Below are 22074 nucleotides of genomic sequence, written 5' to 3' on the forward strand. Positions count from 1 at the left end.
CGCCGGGACGGGCTCGGCGGCGGGTACAGCCGGACGACCGTTGCCCCGGCGCGGCGTGGGGGCGGCGGGCGATGCGGAACCCGGGAGCGGCGCGGAGGCCGGCGGCGGGGTGGTCGGGCCGGGGAGCAGCCGGGGCGGCACGGCCTCCGGCGCGGTGACCGGCGCCAGCCCGGCCACCACGGTGTTGACGATCTCGGCGGCGTACGCGCCGTCCGGGTCGTAGTCAGGGTCGAAGACCGTCAGTTCCACGCCCAGGCAGTGCGGGGTGTCCACCAGACCGGCGAGCAGGATCTCCAGTTCGGCGAAGGCGATGCCGCCGGGGTCGGGGGCGTCCACGGCGGGCATCACGGCCGGGTCGAGCACGTCGACGTCGATGTGCACCCAGTAGCCCGCGCAGTCGGCGAGCTGCTCGTGCGCCCACTGGGCGGTCCGCGCGGCGCCCTCGGCGCGCAGCGCCGGCACCGGCCGGGTGAGGATGCCGGCCGCCTGGAGGTCGAGCCGGTACTCGTCCTGCGCCCGGATGCCGAGCACCACCACGTCGATGTCCCGGAAGTACGGCCGGCGCCCCTCGATGGCGGCCAGGTCGGCCTGCCCGCGGCCGGTGACGAGGGCCAGATCCTCTCCGGCGGCGGCGCCCACGTAGGACGCGTTGCCGGGATGGCGGAAGTCGGAGTGACCGTCGACGAAGACCAGCCCGATCCGGCCGCCGACCGCCTCGCCGAGCCGGTGCATGGCGAGGGCCGACCCGAGCAGCACCGAGCAGTCCCCGCCGAGCACCACCGGGAACTCGCCCCGGTCGATGATCGTGCCGATCCGGTCGGCGAGCGCCACCGAGTACGCGGAGATCTCCGGGGCGTGGCACACCCCGTCGCCGGGTCGCCAGTCGCCCGCGTCGTACCGCGGCGGGGTGAGGCAGCCGGCGTCGCGGGCGCGCAGGCGGGCCAGCAGGCCGTGGTCCCGTAGCGCGCCGGGTGCCTTGGCGCAGCCGGGGACGGAGCTGGGCGTGGGCGGGCGCAGGCCCAGGTTCGTCGGCGCGTCGAGGACGGCGATCCGGCGCATCATGAGCTCCCGTCCTCGATGGTCGGGCGGGCCGGCCGTACGCCGGCCCGCGCTGGCGTCTTGCGTGCGGCTACCTCAGAACAGGGCGCTGGCGAGGGCCCGCCGTGCCGAGGCGACCGCCGGGTCGTCGGGACCGGCGATGGTGAACAGGCCGATCAGGTGCTGGCGTACCTTTTCGCGGTCGTCGCCCGCGGTGCGGCGGACCGCGTCCACGAGACGCTTGTAGGCCTGCTCGGCCATGCCGCTGAGCACCTCGATGTCGGCGGCCAGCGTCTGCGCGTCCACGTCGTCGAGGTTGGCCTCGGCCGCGGCCAGCGCGGCCCGCGGGTCGACGCCGGCCACCCGGCGGGCCAGGCCCACCTGGGCGAGGCCGGCTTCGGCCGCGGTGTCGGCGGGAGAGTCGGCGAGGATCTTCCGGTACGCCCGCTCGGCGGCGTCCAGGTCGCCGGTCATGAGGGCGTCGTCGGCCTCGTCGAGGCGCGGATCCGACGGGGCGGCCACGCTCACGCCACCGGCCTTGAGCACGGCCTGGATCCACTGCCGCAGCTGCGCCTCCGGCACCACGCCGGAGAAGGCGTCGATCGGCTGGCCGCCGACCACGGCGTAGACCATCGGGATGCCCTGCACCCGGAACATCTGGGCGATGCGCGGGTTGGCGTCGACGTCGATCTTGGCGAGCACCCAGGCGCCGCCGCCCTCGACGGCCAGCCGCTCCAGCACCGGCGAGAGCTGCTTGCACGGCTCGCACCACTCGGCCCAGAAGTCGATGACCACCGGTGTGTTGAGCGAGCGCTCCAGCACCTCGGACTGGAAGGTCGCCTCGGTCACGTCGATGACGGTGACCCCGCCGCCGACGGCGCCCCCGGGCGCGCCGGCGGGCGGGCCGGCCTGGGCCGGCGTGGAGGTGGGGGCAGGGGTGCGCAGCGCGCTGAGGTCGACCGCGCCGCGTGTGAAGATCGACGAGGTGATCCGTGGGTCGCTCATGGTTACCTAGTTTCGCACGGACAACGCCGAACTCAGATCAACCGCGACGGCGACAGTTGCAGTTCTCACCCTGCTCACCCCGCCCCTGCCCACCACGACGGACGGGTCAGAAGCGGGCGGGCTCGCGGTAGGTGCCCCACTCGGCGCGCAGGGCGTCGCAGATCTCGCCGAGGGTCGCCTCGGCCCGGACGGCGTCGAGCATGGCGGGAATCATGTTCTCGCCCGTACGGCTGACCTCGACCATCCGGTTCACGGCGGCCTTGACGGCGGCGTCGTCCCGTCCGGCCTTCCGCTCGGCCAGCACCCGGCGCTGCTCCAACTCGACCTCGTGCGAGATACGCAGGATCTCCAAGTCCTTGGCCACCGTGTTGGTGTGGCAGTTGACCCCGACGATCTTCTTGTCGCCCTTCTCGAGCGCCTGCTGGTAGGTGAAGGCGGCCTCGGCGATCTGGCTCGTGAACCAGCCGTCCTCGATGCCCCGGAGGATGCCGGAGGTCATGGGGCCGATCTGGTGCGGGCCCTCGCCACCGAGCTGGCGGATCCGGGCGAAGATCTCCTCCGCCTCGGCCTCGATCTTGTCAGTGAGCGCCTCGACGTACCAGGAGCCGCCGAGCGGGTCGGCCACGTTGGTGACGCCGGTCTCCTCCATGAGCACCTGCTGCGTACGCAGGGCGATCTCGGCGGACTCGTCGGTGGGCAGCGCGAGCGTCTCGTCGAGCGCGTTGGTGTGCAGCGAGTTGGTCCCGCCGAGCACGGCGGCGAGCGCCTCGACGGCGGTGCGTACCACGTTGTTGACCGGCTGCTGCGCGGTCAGCGACACACCGGCGGTCTGGGTGTGAAAGCGCAGCCAGAGGGCCTTCTCGCTGGTGGCGCCGTAGACGTCGCGCAGCCAGCGGGCCCAGATGCGGCGGGCGGCCCGGAACTTGGCGATCTCCTCGAAGAAGTCGACGTGCGAGTCGAAGAAGAAGCTCAGGCCCGGGGCGAAGACGTTCACGTCGAGCCCGCGCGAGAGGCCCAACTCGACGTAGCCGAAACCGTCGGCCAGGGTGTACGCAAGCTCCTGCGCGGCCGTCGAGCCGGCCTCGCGGATGTGGTAGCCGGAGACCGACAGCGGCTTGTAGCGCGGGATCTCCCGGGCGCAGTACTCCATGAGGTCGCCGATGAGGCGCAGGTGCGGCTCCGGGTCGAAGAGCCACTCCTTCTGCGCGATGTACTCCTTGAAGATGTCGGTCTGCAGGGTGCCGTCGAGCGTGGACAGGTCGACGCCCTGCCGCTCGGCGGCGACCAGGTACATGCAGAAGACCGGAACCGCCGGCCCCGAGATGGTCATCGACGTGGTGACCCCGGCCAGGTCGATGTCGTCGAAGAGCACCTCCATGTCGGCGGCGGTGTCGATGGCCACGCCGCAGTGCCCCACCTCGCCGAGCGCCTGCGGGTCGTCCGAGTCCCGGCCCATGAGCGTCGGCATGTCGAAGGCGACCGAGAGCCCGCCGCCGCCGGCGCCCAGGATCATCTTGTAGCGCTCGTTGGTCTGCCGGGCGTTCCCGAAGCCGGCGAACTGCCGGATCGTCCAGGTGCGCCCGCGGTAACCGGTCGGGTAGAGGCCACGGGTGTACGGGAACTCGCCCGGCCAGCCGATGCGCTCGAAGCCCGGGTACGCGACGCCCTCCGGAGGGCCGTAGACCGGGTCCACGGTCATGCCGGAGAGCGTGGTGAAGTCCGCGTCCCGCTTGCGCGCGGCGTCGTACCGGGCCTGCCAGCGGGCCCGTCCGGCAGCGATCTCGTCGGCGTTCATGAGCGGGGCTCCTCCTCGGGTCCTCGACTGCACGTCGAGTGTAGAGCCCTGGCCTGAACGATCGCTAAGGAAGGTCGTACCGGTGGGTAACCGTAGGGCCGCCGAACGGGAGGTCGGGCCTCAGGCCGTCGGTGCGGCCGGACCCCCGAGCGCCACGTCGTCGACCCGGATGTTGACCTCGTCGACCCGCAGGCCGTACGCCTCGACCGCCTGGGTCACCGCCACCCGGACCGCCTCCGTCACCTCGGGTACCGTCCGGCCCGCCTCGATCACGATGACGAGGTTGACCACCGCCGCCCCGTTGGTGACGTTGGCCGAGCAGCCGCGGCGGGCGTCGCCGACCTGGTCGAGCCCCACCCGGTCGAGCACCGCGTTGAAGAACCGCGCCACGTCCCCGCCGAGCTCGGTCACGCCGGGCACCGAACGGGCGGCGGCCACCGCGATCTTCTCCACCACCTCGTCGGAGACGGTCGTCGTCCCGGCCGCCACCGCGTCCGGCGTCACCGACAGCTCCTGCGTCGCCTCGTCAGCCATGCTCTCCCACCCTCGCTGCGCCCCGCACGCCGTCCGTACGGCGGTGCGAGCGTACTAACAAGGGCGGGTCCGCAGTGGACCGGTCAGCCGCCGAGCTGGTCCAGCAGCTGGTCGGCGGCCGCGTACGGGTCGATGGCCCCCTCGGCCACCTTCGCGGCGAGCGACGGCAGCTCCGTACCGTCGCGCAGCGAGCCGATCCGGTCGCGGAGGACGCCGAGCGCGATCGCCTCGATCTCGGCGGCGGCCCGCGCCTCCTGCCGGCGGCGCAGCTCGCCGTGCTCGACCAGCCAGCCGCGGTGCTTGTCGACGGCGGCGGCGATGTCGTCGATGCCCTCGCCGCGGGCGGCGATGGCGCGCACCACCTGCGGCCGCCACTCCCCCGGGCCGCGCTCACCGAGCGCGATCATGCCCTGGATGTCGCGGTACGTCGCGTCGGCGCCGTCGCGGTCGGCCTTGTTGACCACGAACACGTCGGCGATCTCCAGGATGCCGGCCTTCACGGCCTGGATGGCGTCGCCCATGCCCGGAGCGAGCAGCACCAGCGTCGTGTCGGCGAGCGAGGCGACCTCGACCTCCGCCTGCCCGACGCCGACGGTCTCGACCAGCACCACGTCGCAGCCGGCGCCCTCGAGCACACGCACGGCCTGCGGGGTGGCGGCGGCCAGCCCGCCGAGGTGTCCCCGGCTCGACATCGACCGGATGTAGACGCCCGGGTCGGTGGCGTGGTCCTGCATCCGGACCCGGTCGCCGAGGATCGCGCCGCCGGTGAACGGGCTCGACGGATCCACCGCCAGCACGCCCACCCGGTGGCCCCGGGCCCGCAGCGCCCGGACCAGCTCGTTGGTGGTGGTCGACTTGCCCACGCCGGGCGAGCCGGTCAGCCCGACCACCTGGGCCTGACCGGCGTACGGCGCGAGCGCCGCGGCGACATCGCGCAGCAGCTCGTCGCCGTTCTCCACCAGCGTGATGAGCCGGGCCACCGCGCGGGGGTCACCCGCGCGGGCCCGTTCGACCAGCATGGGTACGTCCCGACTGCGGCGCAGCGAGCCGGTGGCCGCGGCCGGGGCGTTCTCCACGGTTCCGCTCACCGGCCGCTCTCCAGGACTGTTGCCACCGTTTCGCTCACTGACCGCTCTCGCCCGGCGCCGGCACGTGGATGATCAGCGCGTCGCCCTGCCCGCCGCCGCCGCAGAGCGCGGCCGCGCCGGTGCCGCCGCCCCGGCGCTTCAGCTGCAGGGCGAGGGTGAGCACCAGCCGGGCGCCCGACATGCCGATCGGGTGGCCCAGCGCGATGGCGCCGCCGTTGACGTTCACCTTCTCGGGGCTGATCCCCAGCTCCCGGGTGGACTGAATCCCGACCTGGGCGAACGCCTCGTTGATCTCGATGAGGTCGAGGTCGGCGACGGTCAGCCCGGCCTTGCGCAGCGCGTGCTGGATGGCGTTGGACGGCTGGGAGTGCAGGGAGTTGTCCGGCCCGGCCACGTTGCCGTGCGCGCCGATCTCCGCCACCCAGGTCAGCCCCAGCTCCTTCGCCTTGGCCTTGCTCATCACGACGACGGCGGCGGCGCCGTCGGAGATCGGCGACGAGCTGCCGGCCGTGATGGTGCCGTCCTTCGTGAACGCCGGGCGCAGCTTCGCCAGCGTCTCGACCGTGGTGTCCGGGCGGATCCCCTCGTCCTCGCTGACCACCACCGGGTCGCCCTTGCGCTGGGGGATGACCACCGGGGTGATCTCGTCGGAGAAGCTGCCGTTCTTCTGCGCGGCGGCGGCCCGCTGGTGGCTCGCCGCGGCGAAGGCGTCCTGCTCCTCGCGGCTGATGCCGTGCTTCGTGCCGAGCCGCTCGGTCGACTCGCCCATCGAGCAGCAGTCCCAGGCGTCGGTGAGCCCGTCGAGCGCCATGTGGTCCTTGACCACCACGTCGCCGTACTTGTAACCGGTGCGCTGCCCCATGAGCAGGTGCGGCGCGTTGGTCATCGACTCCATGCCGCCCGCGACCACGATGTCGAACTCGCCGGCCCGGATCAGCTGGTCGGCCAGGGCGATCGCGTCGAGGCCGGAGAGGCAGACCTTGTTGACGGTCAGCGCCGGCACGGACATGGGGATGCCCGCCTCGACCGCTGCCTGGCGGGCCGGGATCTGGCCGGCACCGGCCTGGAGCACCTGCCCCATGATCACGTACTGCACCTGGTCGGGGCTGACGCCGCCCCGCTCCAGCGCGGCCTTGATGGCGATACCGCCGAGCTTCGTGGCCGGGAGGTCCTTGAGGTTGCCCAGCAGGCGCCCCATCGGGGTCCGCGCGCCGCTGACGATCACCGAAGCCATGCCTGCCTCCGAGGGGGTGCCGACCTGTACGCCTTAACGATTGTTCGGCCAGACTAGCGCCATGGCTGAGAACTCCCCCGTCGAGCCCGCTGCGGACTACGTCACAGACATCGGGCTGCGCCGAATCGACCACGTCGGCATCGCCGTCGCCGACCTGGACGCCGCCATCGACTTCTACGAGCGGACGTTCGGGATGCGCTGCGTGCACACCGAGACCAACACCGAGCAGGGGGTCCGGGAGGCGATGCTGGCCGTGGGACCGGACACCGCGGGCGGGTGCGTGCAACTGCTCGCCCCGCTCACCCCGGAGTCCACCATCGCGAAGTTCCTCGATCGCAACGGTCCGGGCGTGCAGCAGGTGGCGTACACGGTCGCCGACATCGACGCCGCCTGCGCGGCCCTGCGCGAGCGGGGGATGCGACTGCTCTACGACACCCCGCGGCGTGGCACCGCCGACTCGCGGATCAACTTCGTCCACCCCAAGGACGCCGGCGGCGTCCTTGTCGAGCTGGTCGAACCGGCCGCCGCCCACTGAGGCCGCCCCGGTGCCGTCGATCATGAGGTTGTCGGCGCGGTCGTCGGCGTGTCGCGCCGACAACCTCATGATCACGGGAGTGTGCAGGCCGAGGCGCGAGCCTGGTGGTGCGCGGTTCAACGTTGGCCCGGACAGCTTCACGCATCGAGCGATGCAGTTTTTCACACAGGGCTTCCCGCCCTAGCTACCGTTCAGTAACGTCCGCCCCCAACAGAAGCGCGACCACTGCCGGTTGTGTCGGATGCCGACATGGCGGCCCGGTCGCACCGGCGCCGACGATGGCAGCACCCAGGCTCGCGTGGCGCGGGTGCGGACGAACGGGAGGTCACCGTGCAGGACATCCTCGAGGCGATCATGGCGGCGGAGAACTCCAGCCAGCCGGAGCGGGAACTCGCCGGGATCGCCGGGCTGCCGGTGCCGGAGAGCTACCGCGGGGTCGTGGTGCGGGCCGACGAGACCCGGATGTTCGACGGGATGGCGACGCGGGACAAGGACCCGCGCAAGGCGCTGCACGTCCAGGAGGTGCCGACGCCGGAGCTGGGCCCCGGCGAGGCCCTGGTCGCCGTGATGGCGAGCGCCATCAACTACAACACGGTGTGGACGAGCATCTTCGAGCCGCTGTCCACCTTCACGTTCCTCCGACGGTACGGCCGGCTCTCCGAGCTGACCCGCCGGCACGACCTGCCGTACCACGTGGTGGGGTCGGACGCGGCCGGTGTCGTGCTGCGCACCGGGCCCGGTGTCACCCGGTGGAAGGCCGGTGACGAGGTCGTGGCGCACTGCCTCTCCGTCGAGCTGGAGGACGCGGCGGGGCACGACGACACGATGCTCGACCCGCAGCAGCGGATCTGGGGCTTCGAGACCAACTTCGGGGGCCTCGCCGAGCTGGCCGTCGTGAAGGCCAACCAGCTCATGCCCAAGCCGCGCCACCTCAGCTGGGAGGAGGCGGCCAGCCCGGGGCTGGTCAACTCGACCGCGTACCGGCAGCTCGTGTCCCACCATGGCGCCAACATGAAGCAGGGTGACGTGGTGCTCATCTGGGGCGCGTCCGGCGGCCTCGGCGGCTACGCCACCCAGATGGCGCTGAACGGCGGCGCCATCCCGGTGTGCGTGGTGTCCTCGCCGGAGAAGGCCGAGCTGTGCCGCAGGATGGGCGCCGAGCTGGTCATCGACCGCGCGACCGAGGGGTTCCGGTTCTGGCGGGACTCCGAGACCCAGGACCCGGACGAGTGGCGCCGCTTCGGCGAGCGGATCCGCGAGCTGACCGGCGGCGAGGACCCGGACATCGTCTTCGAACACCCCGGCCGGGAGACCTTCGGCGCGAGCGTCTACGTCGCCAAGCGGGGCGGCACCATCGTCACCTGCGCGTCCACCAGCGGCTACCAGCACCAGTACGACAACCGCTACCTGTGGATGCACCTCAAGCGGATCATCGGCAGCCACTTCGCCAACTACCACGAGGCGTGGCAGGCCAACCGGCTCGTGGCGCTGGGTCACGTGCACCCCACGGTGTCGCGCACCTACCCGTTGGAGCAGACCGGGCAGGCCGCGTACGAGGTGCACCGCAACGCGCACCAGGGCAAGGTCGGCGTGCGCTGCCTCGCGCCACGCGACGGCCTGGGCGTCCGGGACGCGGAGCGGCGTTCCCGGCACGAGGACGCGATCAACCGGTTCCGCGGTCACTGACCGCCGCCGGATCGCCGACGCACCCGCTCCGGCCGCTGTCCCTGCGGCCGGAGCGGGACGGTCCGTCCGGCGGGGACTCGTCGACCATTGCGGCCGACCGCGTTTCCGACGGGTCGCCGGCGACCCATTCGAGTGGACGCGGGAGCACCGACAAAGAGCGGGCGCTCGTACGCATTTCACGTTCCGCGCGGCGTCGTCCCGACCCGCCCCGGACCTGCCAAGATCGCGGCTGGGTCCGGTCCCGTGGCCACCCGAAGTTGACCATGTAAAGAGGACTCGAAAGGTTCGTACCGCTCTTGCGGAGCACCCTGGGGCGTCTGCCAGTATGTCCCAATGCCCCAGCAGCAGTCCTCCCCTCTTGCGTTCTTCGATAACGCGAACTCGCAGCCAGATTTCACCGTTGGCCTGCGCGGATACAACACCCACCAGGTCGATGACTTCATCGGCCGGATGACCGCCGCGCTGACCCAGTCCGAGCAGGCTCGCGCCGAGGCCGAGCAGCGGATGAACGACGCCCAGCGTCGGCTCCGCCAGGCCGAGCAGCGCATGACCGCGCTGGAGCAGAAGCTCGCGGACACCAACAAGCAGCTCGAGGAGAACAGCCGGCCGACCCTCTCCGGCCTCGGCACCCGCGTCGAGCAGATCCTCCGGCTGGCGGAGGAGCAGGCCAACGACCACCGCAACGAGGCCAAGCGGGAGTCGGAGGGCATCCTCTCCGCGGCCCGCCTCGAGGCGCGTGAGATCACCGACAAGGCACGCGCCGAGGCGGCCGCCATGAAGGCCACCGCCGAGCGGGAGGCGGGCAACGTCCGCACCGCCGCCGAGCGGGAGGCCGCCGAGGTCCGGGTGCAGGCCCGCCGTGAGGCCGACACGCTGCGCGCCGACGCCGAGCGCGAGACCAAGCAGCTGCGCACCGTCACCGCGCACGAGGTGGCCGAGCTGAAGTCCACCGTCGAGCGGGAGGTGGCCACCCTTCGGGCCACCGCCGAGCGGGAGATCACGCAGCAGCGCGCGAAGGCCGCGCGGGAGGCCGAGGAGAAGCGCGCCGAGGCCACCAAGCTGCTCACCGACGCGCGGGACAAGCGCGACAAGGACCTGCAGGCCCTGGAACTCCAGCTCGCCGAGCGCCGGGAGAAGGCCGAGCGCGAGGAGTCCGAGCGGCACGCCGCGCAGGTCGCGCAGACCCAGAAGCTGGTCAACGAGGCCGAGCAGCGGGCGCGGGCCGCCCAGGAGCGGGCCAAGGAGATCGAGCAGCGTGCGGAGGCCCGCCGGGTCGAGTCGGAGCGCACCGCGAACGAGACGGTCGACAAGGCCAAGGCGCTCGCGGACAAGACCCTCAACGAGGCGCGGGCCGAGTCGCAGCGCCTGCTCAGCGAGGCGCGCACCGAGGCGGAGCTGACCACGCAGGCGGCGCGCCGCGAGGTCGAGGACCTCACCCGTCAGAAGGACGCGGTCACCGCGCAGCTGGGCCAGATGCTGTCGGGTCTCGCCGGCATCGTGCCGGGCGTGCCGAACGCCGCGGCCGGGTCGGCCGCCAAGCCGGAGGCCGGCAAGACCGACGGCGACAAGGTGACCGCCGAGTCGGCCAGCTGACGCGGCGCCAGGTAGGGGCATGACGCGGCGCGGGGTGGCACCGGGTGACCGGTGGCACCCCGCGCCGCATGCTTTCGCAAACCCGTTGTTATCTACCGGTACGAACCGAGTGAAGTAGGTCCCAACAGGGGCGTCCGTATCGCCCCAGCCGGACCGGATGCGTGTGAGGATGGTGGCATGTCGCACGGCGAGGAACTGTTCGCTCTCGGCGGGGACGTGGCCACGGAGCCCAGCTTCGAGTCCGCGCTGCGGGGGTACGAGAAGAAACAGGTCGACAGGTACGTCGCGCGTGCGGAGCACGAGATCGCGACTCTCGCGGCGGAGCGGGAGCAGGCCTACACACAGATCCACAAGCTCGCCGGCCAGGTCGAGGTGCTCCAACGGGACCTCGCCCAGGTGCGCAAGCAGGTGGGCGTGGTGGACCGGGCGTCGTTCCGGCACCTCGGTCCCCGCGTGGAGCAGATCCTGCTCCTCGCCGAGGAGCAGGCGGAGGACATCCTCAGCGCCGCCAACCAGGAGATCGAGTCCCGCCGGGCCGCCGCCGAGCACATCGTCGAGGACGCGCGCGAGCAGGCCGCGACGGCGCTGAAGGACTTCGAGATCGCCCTCGCCGCCCGGCGCGCCGAGGAGGAGCGGCAGGCCGCCGCCCGCAAGGCCGAGTCGGAGGCCGCGCTGCGGGCCGCCAAGGAGGAGTCGGCGAAGCTGCGCCGCAACGCCCAGGACGAGCTGGCGAAGGCGCAGCAGGAGGCGACGCAGCTCCGCGAGACGGCCAAGGAGATCCACGCCCGGGCCCAGCAGGAGTCCACCAAGTTGCGTGAGGCGGCCCGCGAGGTGCTGACCAAGGCGCAGCAGGAGGCGACGCAGCTGCGGGACGCCGCCAAGGAGGTGCACGCCAAGGCCCAGCAGGAGGCCAAGCGCCTCGTCGACCAGGCGACCGAGGCCGGGCGGGCCACCCACGCCAAGGCGCAGCGGGACGCCAAGCAGATCATCGACGACGCCTCGATGGCCGGCCGGGCCACGCGGGCCAAGGCGCAGCAGGAGGCGGAGCGGCTGACCACGCAGGCGGCCGAGACGGCCAAGCGCAGCCGCGCCGAGACCGAGGCGTACGTGCAGCGCATGCGCAGCGAGACCGAGGCGTACGTGCAGCAGTCGCGGGCGCAGACCCAGCAGGAGCTGGGCGCCTGGCGGGCCGGCGTCGAGCAGGAGGTCAACTCCCGCCGCGAGACCGCCGACCGCGAGCTGGCCCAGCGGCGGGCCACGGCCGACCAGGAGTTCGCGAAGCGCCGCGACGAGCTGGAGAAGCAGTACAAGTCCCGCCAGCAGGAGCTGGAGACGGGCTTCACGAGCCGCAAGCAGGAGCTGGAGACCAGCTTCACCGGCCGGCGTGACCAGCTCGAGGCCGAGTACACGGCCCGCAAGAACGAGATCGAGCAGGGCGCCGACCGCATCCGGCAGACCGCCGAGCGGGACGCGGCGACCCTCCGCCAGCAGGCCGAGGAGCAGGCCGCCGAGCTGCTGCGCCGGGCCGAGTCGGAGGCCACCGAGAAGCGCCGCGCCGCCGACGAGCACGTGGCGACGTCCCGGCGGCAGTTCGAGGAGTACGCCGCCACGACCCAGCAGGCCCTGGCCACCACCCAGCAGCACCTGGCCGCCACGCAGCAGGAGGTCGCGGCCGGCCGACAGCAGCTCGCCCAGGTGATGCTGGAGATCGCCCAGGCCCAGCAGCAGCTCGCCGACCTGCGACAGGAGACGTGGAAGTCCCGCCAGGAGTCCGACGAGCTCCAGCGGAAGCTGGCCGAGCTGCGCGTGCAGACGGCCGCCGCGACGACCGGGTCCGACGGCCCCACCTCGCCCCCACCGGCGGGCACCGTCGCCCCCGCCTCCGCGGCCGGGCCGGCGGTGGCCGCCCGACCCGTCGACGCGGGCCGCGGCGCCGGCGAGGGCCCGGCGGCGAAGCCGGCGGAAGCGTCACGACCGGGTGGCCCGAAGGCCGAACCGGGCGCGGCACAGCCCACTCCCGTGAAGACCCAGCCGGGCACGGCCCAACCGGGGCCCGTGACGGCCCAGCCCGGCACCCCGCAGCCGGGACCCGTGACGGCCCAGCCGGCCGACGGCAAGCCCCAGCCCGTCGGCGGCAAGGCTCAGCCCGCTAAGGCGGCGACGTCGCCGGTGGGCGGCTCGCCCGCTGGCGGCACCACCCAGCCGGCCGGGAGCAAGCCCCAGACCGCCGAGGCTGCGCCCGCCGCGGCCACACCGGACCCGGTGACCACGGCGACGGAGTCGGCGAGCAGCGAGGGCGAACGGGACGCGGCCGCCCAGCCGAAGGCCCGCCCGGTGGCCGAGCCGGTCACCACGGTGGACGACGGGGAGGCCGGGGCGGCAAAGGACGGCGAGCCGACGGTGGCCGCGGTGCCGGGCGAGGGCGGCCGGGGCGCCACGCCCACGAAGATCACCAGCACCGGCGAGAACGGCAAGCGGCCGAGCAAGCCGACCACCGACGAGCGGGCCGCCAAGCCCAACACGGTGGCCGTCGAAAAGGAGTGAAGCCCGCTCGTCCGCGCGCGAGTCTCCCGGCCGGGGCGGGCTCGTTCGGCGGGGCGCGAGACGCCCTGCCCGGCATGATCGCACTCGATCCAGGAAGTAGTGGCCTTCCCGCACCCCTGAGGCCACTACTTCCCCGATCGAGCACGACCTTGGGGCCCGCACGTGTGCGTGCGAGCGCGGAGGCGGGTGCGGGTGCGGATGCGGGCGGGGGCGCCTTGGAGCGACGCGACGGGTGGCCCGGGCGGCGGCACATCTCCCGTCGGGCGTGATGCCTCTGCGTCATATTTATGCCTCAGAGGCATCACGCTCACGCGACCTTCTGCTCTCGGGCGGCATCGGCGATGACGTCAGATGCCGAGAGCCGCCGCTCAGCGCCGTCGGGCGACCCGGACGGAGGGCGGCGCCGGGCACGCTCAGCCGGCACGGCCACGCTCGGCTCGCACGGGCCGGTGGGCTCGCACGGCCGATGGGCTCGCACGGCCGCTGGGCGGATCCGGTGACGGTGGGCGGAGGCGGGTGGTTCACCCCTCGGGCGGCCAGTAGTCTCCGGGCATAGGCCGTTAAGCCACGAGCCACACGGCAGCGAGCCGCCGCACGCGTGGAGCCGCCCGCGCCACGAGCAGCCCGCGGCACGGGCAGCCCGCGCCACAAGCGGCTCGCGCCACGAGCGGCTCGGGACGAACCGGGTGTGCGAGCGGCGGTGGGTGGATGGGGCGGCCGAGCCGCGCGACCTGACCGGAGGACTGGTGACGCAGGACGGGCCGACCACCGACGGGCCGGACCCCGATCGGGCCGACGCGCCGGGCTCGGACCAGCCATCGGCCGGGGCTTCGCGGTCCGCCCCCGAGCGGGACCGGACGCACCGGCACACTCCGGCGCCCGAGGCGGCCACCCCGCCGCACCCCGTGGCCGCGCCGTCCGGGGACGCGCCCGAGGCGCTGGACCCGCCACCGGTCACCGGATCGGGGCGGTTCGGACCACCCGGCCGGCCACTGCGGCGCAACAGCTTCCTGCTCGGCTTCACCGGGGCGCTCGGCGTGCTGCTGGCGTACACCCTCTATCTCGGCATCCGCAACGCCGCCGGGATCCTCGTCCTGGTGCTGATCGCGCTCTTCCTCGCGGTCGGCCTCTACCCGGCGGTGGCCCGGCTGCGCCGCTGGGGCCTGCCGCACGGGCTGTCCGTGGCGCTCGTCGCGCTCGCCGTGCTGCTGCTGCTCTGCGGCGGCGTGGTGGCGCTGGTGCCGCCGATCGTCACGCAGTCCGGGCAGTTCATCGAGCAGTTGCCGACGCTGTTGGAGGAGTTGCGCCGCAGCGAGACGGTCAACAACCTGGTCGAGCGGTACGACCTCGTGCAGCGGGTGCAGGGCGCCGTGAACGCGGAAACCGTGAGCCGCGCGCTCGGCGGCGTGCTCGGCGGCGCCCAACTGATCTTCGGCACCATCTTCCGGATCCTGACCGTGCTGGTGCTCACGATCTACTTCCTGGCGTACTTCGACCGGCTGCGTGCGCTCGGGTACGCCCTCGTGCCCCGGTCGCGGCGGGAGCGGGTGCAGCTCATCGGCGACGAGATCCTCGCGAAGGTCGGGGCGTACATGGTCGGCGCACTGTGCATCGCGGTGCTGGCCGGCCTCAGCACGTTCATCTTCGCGCTGATCGTCGGGCTGGCGTACCCGATGGCGCTGGCCGTGGTCGTCGCCGTGACCGACCTCATCCCGCAGATCGGGGCGACCCTCGGCGCGTTGATCGTGACCCTGGTCGGCTTCGCCACCGACCTGTCGGCCGGCATCGCGTGCCTGGTCTTCTTCCTGGTCTACCAGCAGGTGGAGAACTACCTCATCTACCCGAAGGTGATGCGCCGGTCGGTGCACGTCAACGAGGTGGCGGCCCTGCTGGCCGCGCTGCTGGGGGTCGCGCTGATCGGCGTGGTGGGCGCCCTCATCGCCATTCCCACGGTGGCCGCGATCCAGCTCATCCTGCGCGAGGTGGTGCTGCCCCGGCAGCAGACGCGCTGACCGGCGCTCAGCCGGCCTTCGCCTGCGGCGGGCCCGGCACCGGCCGGTCCGCGAACGACGCCACCGTGCGGTCGGCGTACGCGCTCACGTCGCCGGTCTCCATCGGCCCGTCCCAGGTCGTGGGCAGCGGCACCGGGACGGCCGGGTTGACGCGCCGGACCACCTCGTCGAGCACCCGCTCGGCGTCGCCCACCCAGAGGTGCTTCGCGCCGGACACGCCCACGACCTCGGCCTGCGGCACGGCGGCGAAGCGCTCCCGGGCCTCGGCCGGGCGCAGGTAGTCGTCGAACTCGGGCACCAGCGCCACCAGCGGCCGGCCGGAACCCGCCCAGCGGTCAAGGTCCTCCGGCTCCGAGTAGCGCAGCGGCGGGGAGAGCAGGATGGCGCCGGAGACGGCCGGGTCGCAGCCGTACTTCAGGGCCAGGTCGGTCCCGAACGACCACCCCAGCAGCCAGATGTTCGGCAGGTCGTGGAACTCGGCGTACTCGATGGCGGCGGCCACGTCGTAACGCTCGCCGACCGCGTTGTCGAAACTCCCCTCGCTGGTGCCGCGGATGCTGCTGGTGCCCCTGGTGTTGAAGCGCAGCACGGCGACGTCGGCCAGCGCGGGCAGCCGCCAGGCCGCCTTGCGGAACACGTGGCTGTCCATCATCCCGCCGTGGGTGGGCAGCGGGTGGAGGCAGACCAGGGTGGCGACCGGCTCGCGGTCGACCGGGCGGGCCAGCTCGCCGACCAGGCGCAGACCGTCGGCGGTGTGCAGCTCGATGTCCTCCCGGTGGCCGGGGAGGATGGACGACGCGCGGATGGGTTCGCTCACCGGTCAAGTCTCGCGCCACGGCCTCGCGGCCGCCCGCCCGGGGCGGAAACAGCGTGACGCAGATCGCTCAGCCGTAGTGCGGGGCGCCGCGCCCGCGCTGGATCACCGGACCGCGCCGGTCCCGTGCGCGCCAGCACCCGCTGTGCCAGTGCCGGCGGTCGGTGAGGTCACCCCGGCCGTCGGCCGGCCAGGCCACCACGTGCGCCACCCCCGGGCGGATCTCCTGGTCGCAGCCGGGGCACCGGTACGTCTTCACGGACGCCCCGCCGCTGATCCCGCGGACCTGCCACTCCCCGTCGCGCCACTGCTGCACCGAGGCGACGCCCTGCCGCGCCCGGTCGCCGTCCAGGTGCGGGGTGTCGTCCCGACGGGGGCGGTTGCGACGAGGACTCACGTCGTCAAGCGTACGGGCCGACCGGCGGGACGCCCCGCCGGACGGTCTCCCCGCTCAGTCCCAGGTCTCCGGTCGGGCCAGGTCTGCGAGCAGTCCAGGATCTGCGCGATCGTCGCGTCGTCGAGGTCCTCGTAGTAGCGAAGCACGAGCACCGCACGCTGGCGGTCGGGCAGCCCGGCGATGAGCCGCCACATCTCGTCCCGGTCGGCCGTCTCGCCACCGAGGTCGCCGCGCTGGGGCCGCTCCCGGAACGACTCGACGGCCAGTTCCCGGTTGGACAGGCGTCGCCACCACGAGTTGTTGGCGTTGACGAGCATGCGGCGCACGTAGACGTCGGACCGGTCGGCTCGGGCGATCTTCCGCCAGTGCACGTACGCCCGGGTCAGCACCTCCTGGGTGAGGTCCTCGGCCCGGTGCTCGTCGCCGGTGAGCAGCCGGGCCAGGCGCAGAAGGGCCGGGCCGCGGCTGCCGACGTACTCCTCGAAGGTCACGCCCTTCCAGACGCCGTCACCGGCGCGTCCTGTTGACCCGGGTCAGCGGTGGGTGTGGTCGCGGAAGCCCCGGCCCGTCTTGCGGCCCAGGTAGCCGGCGGTGACCAGGTGCTCGAGCAGCGGCGCGGGGGCGAACCCGGGCTCGCGCAGCTCCAGGTACAGCTCGCGCTGGATGGCCAGCGAGACGTCCAGGCCCACCACGTCGAGCAGTTCGAACGGGCCCATCGGGTAGCCGCAGCCGAGCTTCATGGCGTGGTCGATGTCGTCCGCCGTCGAGTAGCTCGCCTCCAGCATCTTCACGGCGTCGTTGAGGTACGGGAAGAGCAACGCGTTTACGATGAACCCGGAGCGGTCGCCGCAGACCACGGCGGTCTTGCCGAGCGTCGCGCAGAGCGCGCGGGCGGTGGCCGTGGTCTCCGGCGACGTGCGGATGGTCCGGACCACCTCGACCAGCGGCATGATCGGCGCGGGGTTGAAGAAGTGCAGCCCCACCACGTCGGCGGGCCGCTGGGTGGCCATCGCCACGTCGATCACCGGCAGCGACGAGGTGGTGGTGGCGAGCACCACGCCCGGCTTGCAGATCTCGTCGAGGCTCGCGAAGAGCGCCTTCTTCACGCTCAGCTCCTCGACCACCGCCTCGACCACGACGTCGACGTCGGCGAGGTGGTCGAGGGCCGCCGACCAGGTGACGCGGCCGAGCGCCGCGTCCCGGTCCTCCTCGCTGAGCCTGCCGCGCACGACGCCCTTGTTGAGCGAGGTCTTCACGGCCTCGCAGACCGTCGCGGACTTCTCGGCGCCCCGGGTCACCGAGACCACCTCGTAGCCGGCCTTGGCGAACACCTCGATGATCCCGGTGGCCATCGTCCCGGAGCCGACCACGCCGACCTTCGTGATGGCGCGCGCGCCGTCGGCGAGGGCGGCCTCCGTGGTCACGGGCGTCGCCTCGTCGGGTACGACCACCGGGGAGCCCGGCCTCTCGTAGGTGTAGAAGCCGCGGCCGGACTTCCGGCCGAGCAGCCCCGCCGTGACCATCTGCTTGATCAGCGGCACCGGGGCGTGCCGGCGGTCCCGGCCGCCGCGCCGGTACATGGTGTCCAGGATCTCGTACGCGGTGTCCACGCCGATGAGGTCCATGAGCGCGAGGGGGCCCATGGGCAGGCCGCAGCCGAGCTTCATGGCGGCGTCGATGTCCTCGCGGCTCGCGTACCTGGCCTCGAACATGGCCACCGCGTGGTTCAGGTAGCCGAAGAGCAGCGCGTTCGCGATGAAGCCGGCCCGGTCGTTGATGGTGACGTCGACCTTGCCGAGCCGGGCGCAGAGCGCCTCCACGTCGGCGACCACGTCGGCCGAGGTGACCACCGTGCGGACCACCTCGACGAGCTTCATGACCGGCGCCGGGTTGAAGAAGTGGATGCCGATGACCTGGTTGGGCCGGGTGGTGGCCACCGAGATCTCGGTGACGCTGAGCGACGAGGTGTTGGTGGCGAGGATGGCGTCGGGCTTGCAGACCCGGTCCAGCTCGGCGAAGATCCGCTGCTTGAGGTCCAGGTGCTCGGGTACGGCCTCGACCACGAGGTCCACGGAGTGCAGGGCGTCCAGGCCGACCGCGAAGGTGATCCGCCCGAGCAGCGCGTCCCGGTCGGCCGCGGCCAGCTTGCCCTTGGCGACCGCGCGGTCGGTGGAGCCGGTGAGGTTGGCCCGCCCGCGCTCCAGCGCCCCCTCGGAGATCTCCACGGCGACCACGTCGATGCCGTTGCGCGCGAAGACCTCCACGATGCCGGCACCCATGGTGCCCAGTCCCACCACGCCCACGCTCGTGAACTCGCGCGCCACGACCGGCCTCCCCAGTACGCTCCGCACGACCGCTGAACGGCCGCTAAGGTTATGCGCGCGAGTCTGCCACGTGACGCTCGGTTGTCGAGACGCGGTGGGATATTTCACCCAGCGACGGTCAGACGGCCGGCACGGCGGTCAGCGCCAGCAGCTCGGCCACGAACTCCGCGGGCCGCTCGATGTGGGGGCTGTGCCCGCAGCCGGGGAGCACCACCTCGCGGTACGCGCCGCCGGCCGCCGCGTAGCGGTCCAGCACCGCCCGGGTCTGGCCGACCATCGGCTGGGGCGGGCAGTGCTCCGCACCGGGCCAGCCCGGCACCGCGCCGAGCGAGCCGAGGTACGCCAGGTCGAACAGCGAGGTGTCCGAGACGATCACGTCGGCGTCGCCGCGTACCCAGGTGATCGGGGGCTTGCCCGGCACGGCGACCAGCTCGTCGGCGAGCCGGAAGTACGTGGGCGCGAGCGCGTTGAGCACCCCGCGCTCGCCGGGCGCGTTGCCCGGCCAGTGCGGCGACGGGACCGAGGTGCCCGGGTAGTTGTCGTCGCCCGTGGCCGTGGACAGCACGGTGTCCAGGAGCAGGTCCTCGTCGGCGCCCAGCGAGGCGGGGTCCGCCACGTACGCGGTCCGCAGCACGTTGCGGGGGCTGGCCGGGGCGTCGTCGCCCCGGTCACCGGCGGCCAGCCGGGCCACGAAGTCGGCGTTGGCCGTGCCGGCGCCGGTGCCCGCGAAGTCCGGTGTGGTGGGCGTGCCGTCGAGGTCGCGGGTGCCGCCGAAGCCGTACGGCGAGACCGGCGCGGCGAGCAGCAGCCCGGCGACCCGGTGCGGGTGGTCGACCAGCAGCCGCATGGCCACTCCCCCGCCGAGCGAGTGCCCCACCACCACGGGGCGCGCGTCGGGGGCGCCGAAGAGGGCGGGGTCGTCGAGCAGGGCGGCCACGTCGTCGGCGAAGTCGCCCAGCCCACGGGTGGCGTCCACCGGGGCGGTCTGCGTGTCGCCGTAGCCGCGCAGGTCGGGTGCCACGACCCGCAGCGTCTCCGGCAGCCGCCGGACGAGCGGCTCCCAGAAGGCGGCGGAGGAGCAGTTGCCGTGCACGAGCAGCACGGGCGTGCCGCCGGGCGGCCCGGCCACCCGTACCGCCTGGGTGATGCCGTTCGCCGTGACGGTCCTCTGCTCGGTCTCCATCCGCGGCATGCTGCCACCGTGCCCGGCGCCGGTCCATGTGGGCCGTCCCCATGTGGCGGGGCCGCGCGGTGTGGTGTCGCGCTGCCCTGTGTGGCCGACGCGGGGCGGGTTCAGCGCATCGCGGGCGGCGTCACGGGCACGGGCAGCGGCAGCGTCGGCCGGTGGTCCCGGCGCGGCGTGCCGAAGCTGAGCCCCACCGGGTCCGTGCGGGCCACACCGGGGTCGAAGAACCGCAGCTCGGTGCGGCCTACGCGGATCACGTCGCCGTCGGTGAGCTGCTCCACGCCGTCGATCCGGCGGTCGTTGAGCCAGGTGCCGTTGGTCGACCCGAGGTCGCGCAACGAGGCGCCGTCGGGCGCCAGCCAGACCTCGGCGTGCCGGCGGCTCAGGTGCGGGTCGGACACGACCACGTCGGCCGCCGGAGCCCGGCCGATCACCTGGGCCGCCGGCCCCAGCCGGAAACTCGCTCCGCGCATCGGGCCACCGGCTATCGTCAACGACGGCAGCAGTTCCGGACGCTCCTCCATGGACAGTCAGCCCTCCACCCCACAGCGTCACTCTCCGCGCCAGCGTGCCATCGGACCGTAGTCGTCCTCCACCGCCGCGCGGCCACCTCCACGACACCGGCCGGCCACCTTCCGTTCGCCGGTTCGGGCGGCCCGTGTCGCTCGGGCCATCGTCCCGCCGCGGGTCCGTCTCGCTCGCGGGACGCGCCGTGAACTCCTCGATCACGACCTACCGACGGGTAACGCTCGGGTCTAGACTTCCGCCATGACGGCTGTGCATGTCCCCGGTGCCCCGCTCATCGACGACGGTGTGCTGGTCTCGACCAGCCCCGCCACCGGGGCCGAGGCGGGTCGCTTCCGCGTCGCCACGCCGGCCGCCGTCGCGGCCGCCGTCGAGCGGGCCGGCGCCGCCGGCCAGTGGTGGGCCGGATTGGGCTTCTCCGCGCGGCGGGAGCGGCTGCTGCGCTGGCGCGCGCTGCTCGCCCAGCGGATCGAGCAGCTCGCCGAGCTGGTGCACCTGGAGGGCGGCAAGCCGGTCGGCGACGCGGTCGTCGAGATCGTCACCGCGATCGAGCACATCGACTGGGCGGCGCGCAACGCGCGGCGGGTGCTCGGTCCCCGGCGGGTCCGTTCCCGGCTGATCCTCGCCGAGTTCTCCGGCCACCTGGAATACCAGCCGTACGGGGTGGTCGGCGTGATCGGCCCGTGGAACTATCCGGTCTTCACCCCGATCGGCTCCACGGCGTACGCGCTGGCCGCCGGCAACGCGGTGGTCCTCAAGCCCAGCGAGTACACCCCGGCCGTCGGGCAGTGGCTCGTGGACACGTTCGCCGAGGTGGTGCCGGAGCAGCCGGTCCTCACGGCGGTGCACGGGCTCGGCGACGTGGGCGCGGCGCTGTGTCGGTCGGGGGTGGGCAAGCTGGCGTTCACCGGCTCGACGGCCACGGCCCGCGCCGTCATGGCGGCCTGCGCCGAGACGCTGACGCCGGTGCTCCTGGAGGCGGGCGGCAAGGACGCGATGATCGTCGACTCGGACGCCGACCTGGACGCGGCCGCCGAGGCGTGCGTCTGGGGGGCCCTCACCAACGCCGGCCAGACCTGCATCGGCATCGAGCGGGTGTACGCCGTCGAGCCGGTCTTCGACGCCTTCGTCGAGAAGGTGGTCGCCCGGGCCGGCCGGCTCACCGTCGGCCCGGACGGCGCGGACATCGGCCCGATCACCATGCCGGCCCAGGTCGACGTGATCCGCCGGCACATCGACGACGCGCTCGCCCGGGGCGGGCGGGCCGTACTGGGCGGCGCGGACGCGGTGCAGGCTCCGTACGTGCGCCCGACCGTGCTCATCGACGTCCCGGAGGACTCGGCGGCCGTCCGGGAGGAGACGTTCGGGCCGACGCTCACCATCAACCGCGTACGCGACGCCGACGAGGCGGTGACCCGGGCCAACGCCCTCCCGTACGGGCTCGGGGGTTCCGTCTTCGGCCGGCGCCGCGCGGTGGGCATCGCCCGGCGACTGCGCTCCGGCATGGCCTCGGTCAACTCGACCCTGACCTTCGCGGGGATGTCGACCCTGCCGTTCGGCGGTGTGGGCGACTCGGGCTTCGGCCGGATCCACGGCGAGGACGGGCTGCGCGAGTTCGGCCGGGCCAAGGCGATCACCCGCCGGCGCGCGCGCTCGCTGCTGCCGTCGATGACCTTCGAGCGCACGCCGAGCGACGTCGCCCGGCTCGTCAAGGTCGTCAAGATGATGTACGGCCGGGGCGCCTGAGCCGGTCGGCGCCGCCGG

The 22074-nt window shown here is 73.3% G+C and carries 16 protein-coding genes and 2 pseudogenes; 6 read left to right on the forward strand and 12 right to left on the reverse strand.

The annotated features are described in order from the left end of the window. Window positions 1-126 precede the first annotated feature (126 nt). The 6 genes and pseudogenes from ACSNOA_RS26935 to ACSNOA_RS26960 form a co-directional block, all read right to left on the reverse strand. Window positions 127-1062: pseudogene (locus tag ACSNOA_RS26935) on the reverse strand (arginase family protein); the annotation flags it as partial. A 72-nt stretch (window positions 1063-1134) separates the two neighbouring features. Then, window positions 1135-2043: a tetratricopeptide repeat protein gene (locus tag ACSNOA_RS26940; RefSeq protein ID WP_436662589.1), complete on the reverse strand. Its 909-nt coding sequence runs from the start codon at window positions 2041-2043 to the stop codon at window positions 1135-1137. A gap of 106 nt (window positions 2044-2149) precedes the next feature. Then, the gene (locus tag ACSNOA_RS26945) at window positions 2150-3838 is read right to left on the reverse strand and encodes an acyl-CoA mutase large subunit family protein (protein WP_436662590.1); all 1689 of its coding nucleotides are present in this window, start codon (window positions 3836-3838) and stop codon (window positions 2150-2152) included. 120 nt (window positions 3839-3958) lie between these two features. Further along, window positions 3959-4372, reverse strand: a complete 414-nt coding sequence (locus ACSNOA_RS26950; protein ID WP_436662591.1) for an Asp23/Gls24 family envelope stress response protein — start codon at window positions 4370-4372, stop codon at window positions 3959-3961. Between the two features lie 83 nt (window positions 4373-4455). Continuing rightward, window positions 4456-5391 carry a methylmalonyl Co-A mutase-associated GTPase MeaB gene (gene meaB, locus ACSNOA_RS26955; protein WP_436663391.1) on the reverse strand — a complete coding sequence of 312 codons (936 nt, stop codon included), beginning with the start codon at window positions 5389-5391 and terminating at the stop codon, window positions 4456-4458. Between the two features lie 103 nt (window positions 5392-5494). After that, on the reverse strand, window positions 5495-6694 hold the full coding sequence (locus ACSNOA_RS26960; protein WP_436662592.1) for an acetyl-CoA C-acetyltransferase: 1200 nt from the start codon (window positions 6692-6694) through the stop codon (window positions 5495-5497). Between the two features lie 61 nt (window positions 6695-6755). On the opposite strand from ACSNOA_RS26960, the gene mce reads away from it, so the two are divergent. The 5 genes and pseudogenes from mce to ACSNOA_RS26985 all read left to right on the forward strand — a co-directional run bounded on the left by mce (window position 6756) and on the right by ACSNOA_RS26985 (window position 15064). Then, entirely contained in the window at window positions 6756-7229 is a 474-nt protein-coding gene (mce, locus tag ACSNOA_RS26965) for a methylmalonyl-CoA epimerase (protein ID WP_436662593.1), read from the forward strand. A 330-nt stretch (window positions 7230-7559) separates the two neighbouring features. After that, a complete protein-coding gene (gene ccrA, locus ACSNOA_RS26970; protein ID WP_436662594.1) occupies window positions 7560-8915 on the forward strand; it encodes a crotonyl-CoA carboxylase/reductase in 1356 nt (451 codons plus the stop codon). A 333-nt stretch (window positions 8916-9248) separates the two neighbouring features. Continuing rightward, on the forward strand, window positions 9249-10508 hold the full coding sequence (locus ACSNOA_RS26975) for a cell division protein DivIVA (protein ID WP_436662595.1): 1260 nt from the start codon (window positions 9249-9251) through the stop codon (window positions 10506-10508). Window positions 10509-10685: 177 nt separating this feature from the next. Continuing rightward, window positions 10686-12389: pseudogene (locus ACSNOA_RS26980) on the forward strand (hypothetical protein); the annotation flags it as partial. A gap of 1568 nt (window positions 12390-13957) precedes the next feature. Continuing rightward, a complete protein-coding gene (locus tag ACSNOA_RS26985) occupies window positions 13958-15064 on the forward strand; it encodes an AI-2E family transporter (RefSeq protein WP_436663392.1) in 1107 nt (368 codons plus the stop codon). Between the two features lie 7 nt (window positions 15065-15071). Here the strand turns inward: ACSNOA_RS26985 and ACSNOA_RS26990 are convergent, their stop codons facing one another. From ACSNOA_RS26990 to ACSNOA_RS27015, 6 genes are all read right to left on the reverse strand, one after another. Then, on the reverse strand, window positions 15072-15881 hold the full coding sequence (locus ACSNOA_RS26990) for an alpha/beta hydrolase (RefSeq protein WP_436662596.1): 810 nt from the start codon (window positions 15879-15881) through the stop codon (window positions 15072-15074). A 67-nt stretch (window positions 15882-15948) separates the two neighbouring features. After that, complete coding sequence (locus ACSNOA_RS26995; RefSeq protein ID WP_436662597.1) at window positions 15949-16275, reverse strand: hypothetical protein; 327 nt, start codon at window positions 16273-16275, stop codon at window positions 15949-15951. After that, complete coding sequence (locus ACSNOA_RS27000) at window positions 16272-16766, reverse strand: sigma-70 family RNA polymerase sigma factor (RefSeq protein ID WP_436662598.1); 495 nt, start codon at window positions 16764-16766, stop codon at window positions 16272-16274. Before ACSNOA_RS27000 ends, ACSNOA_RS26995 begins: the two co-directional genes overlap by 4 nt. A 42-nt stretch (window positions 16767-16808) precedes the next feature. Further along, on the reverse strand, window positions 16809-18599 hold the full coding sequence (locus ACSNOA_RS27005; RefSeq protein ID WP_436662599.1) for a 3-hydroxyacyl-CoA dehydrogenase family protein: 1791 nt from the start codon (window positions 18597-18599) through the stop codon (window positions 16809-16811). A gap of 118 nt (window positions 18600-18717) precedes the next feature. Then, a complete protein-coding gene (locus ACSNOA_RS27010; protein WP_436662600.1) occupies window positions 18718-19782 on the reverse strand; it encodes an alpha/beta fold hydrolase in 1065 nt (354 codons plus the stop codon). A 110-nt stretch (window positions 19783-19892) separates the two neighbouring features. Next, window positions 19893-20309 (reverse strand): FHA domain-containing protein, encoded by a 417-nt coding sequence (locus tag ACSNOA_RS27015; protein ID WP_436662601.1) that lies wholly within the window; start codon window positions 20307-20309, stop codon window positions 19893-19895. A 244-nt stretch (window positions 20310-20553) separates the two neighbouring features. On the opposite strand from ACSNOA_RS27015, the gene ACSNOA_RS27020 reads away from it, so the two are divergent. Next, window positions 20554-22056: an aldehyde dehydrogenase family protein gene (locus ACSNOA_RS27020; protein ID WP_436662602.1), complete on the forward strand. Its 1503-nt coding sequence runs from the start codon at window positions 20554-20556 to the stop codon at window positions 22054-22056. The last annotated feature ends 18 nt before the right edge of the window (window positions 22057-22074 follow it).

Origin of the sequence: Micromonospora sp. URMC 103, from assembly GCF_051386435.1 — a bacterium.
Taxonomy (GTDB): domain Bacteria; phylum Actinomycetota; class Actinomycetes; order Mycobacteriales; family Micromonosporaceae; genus Micromonospora.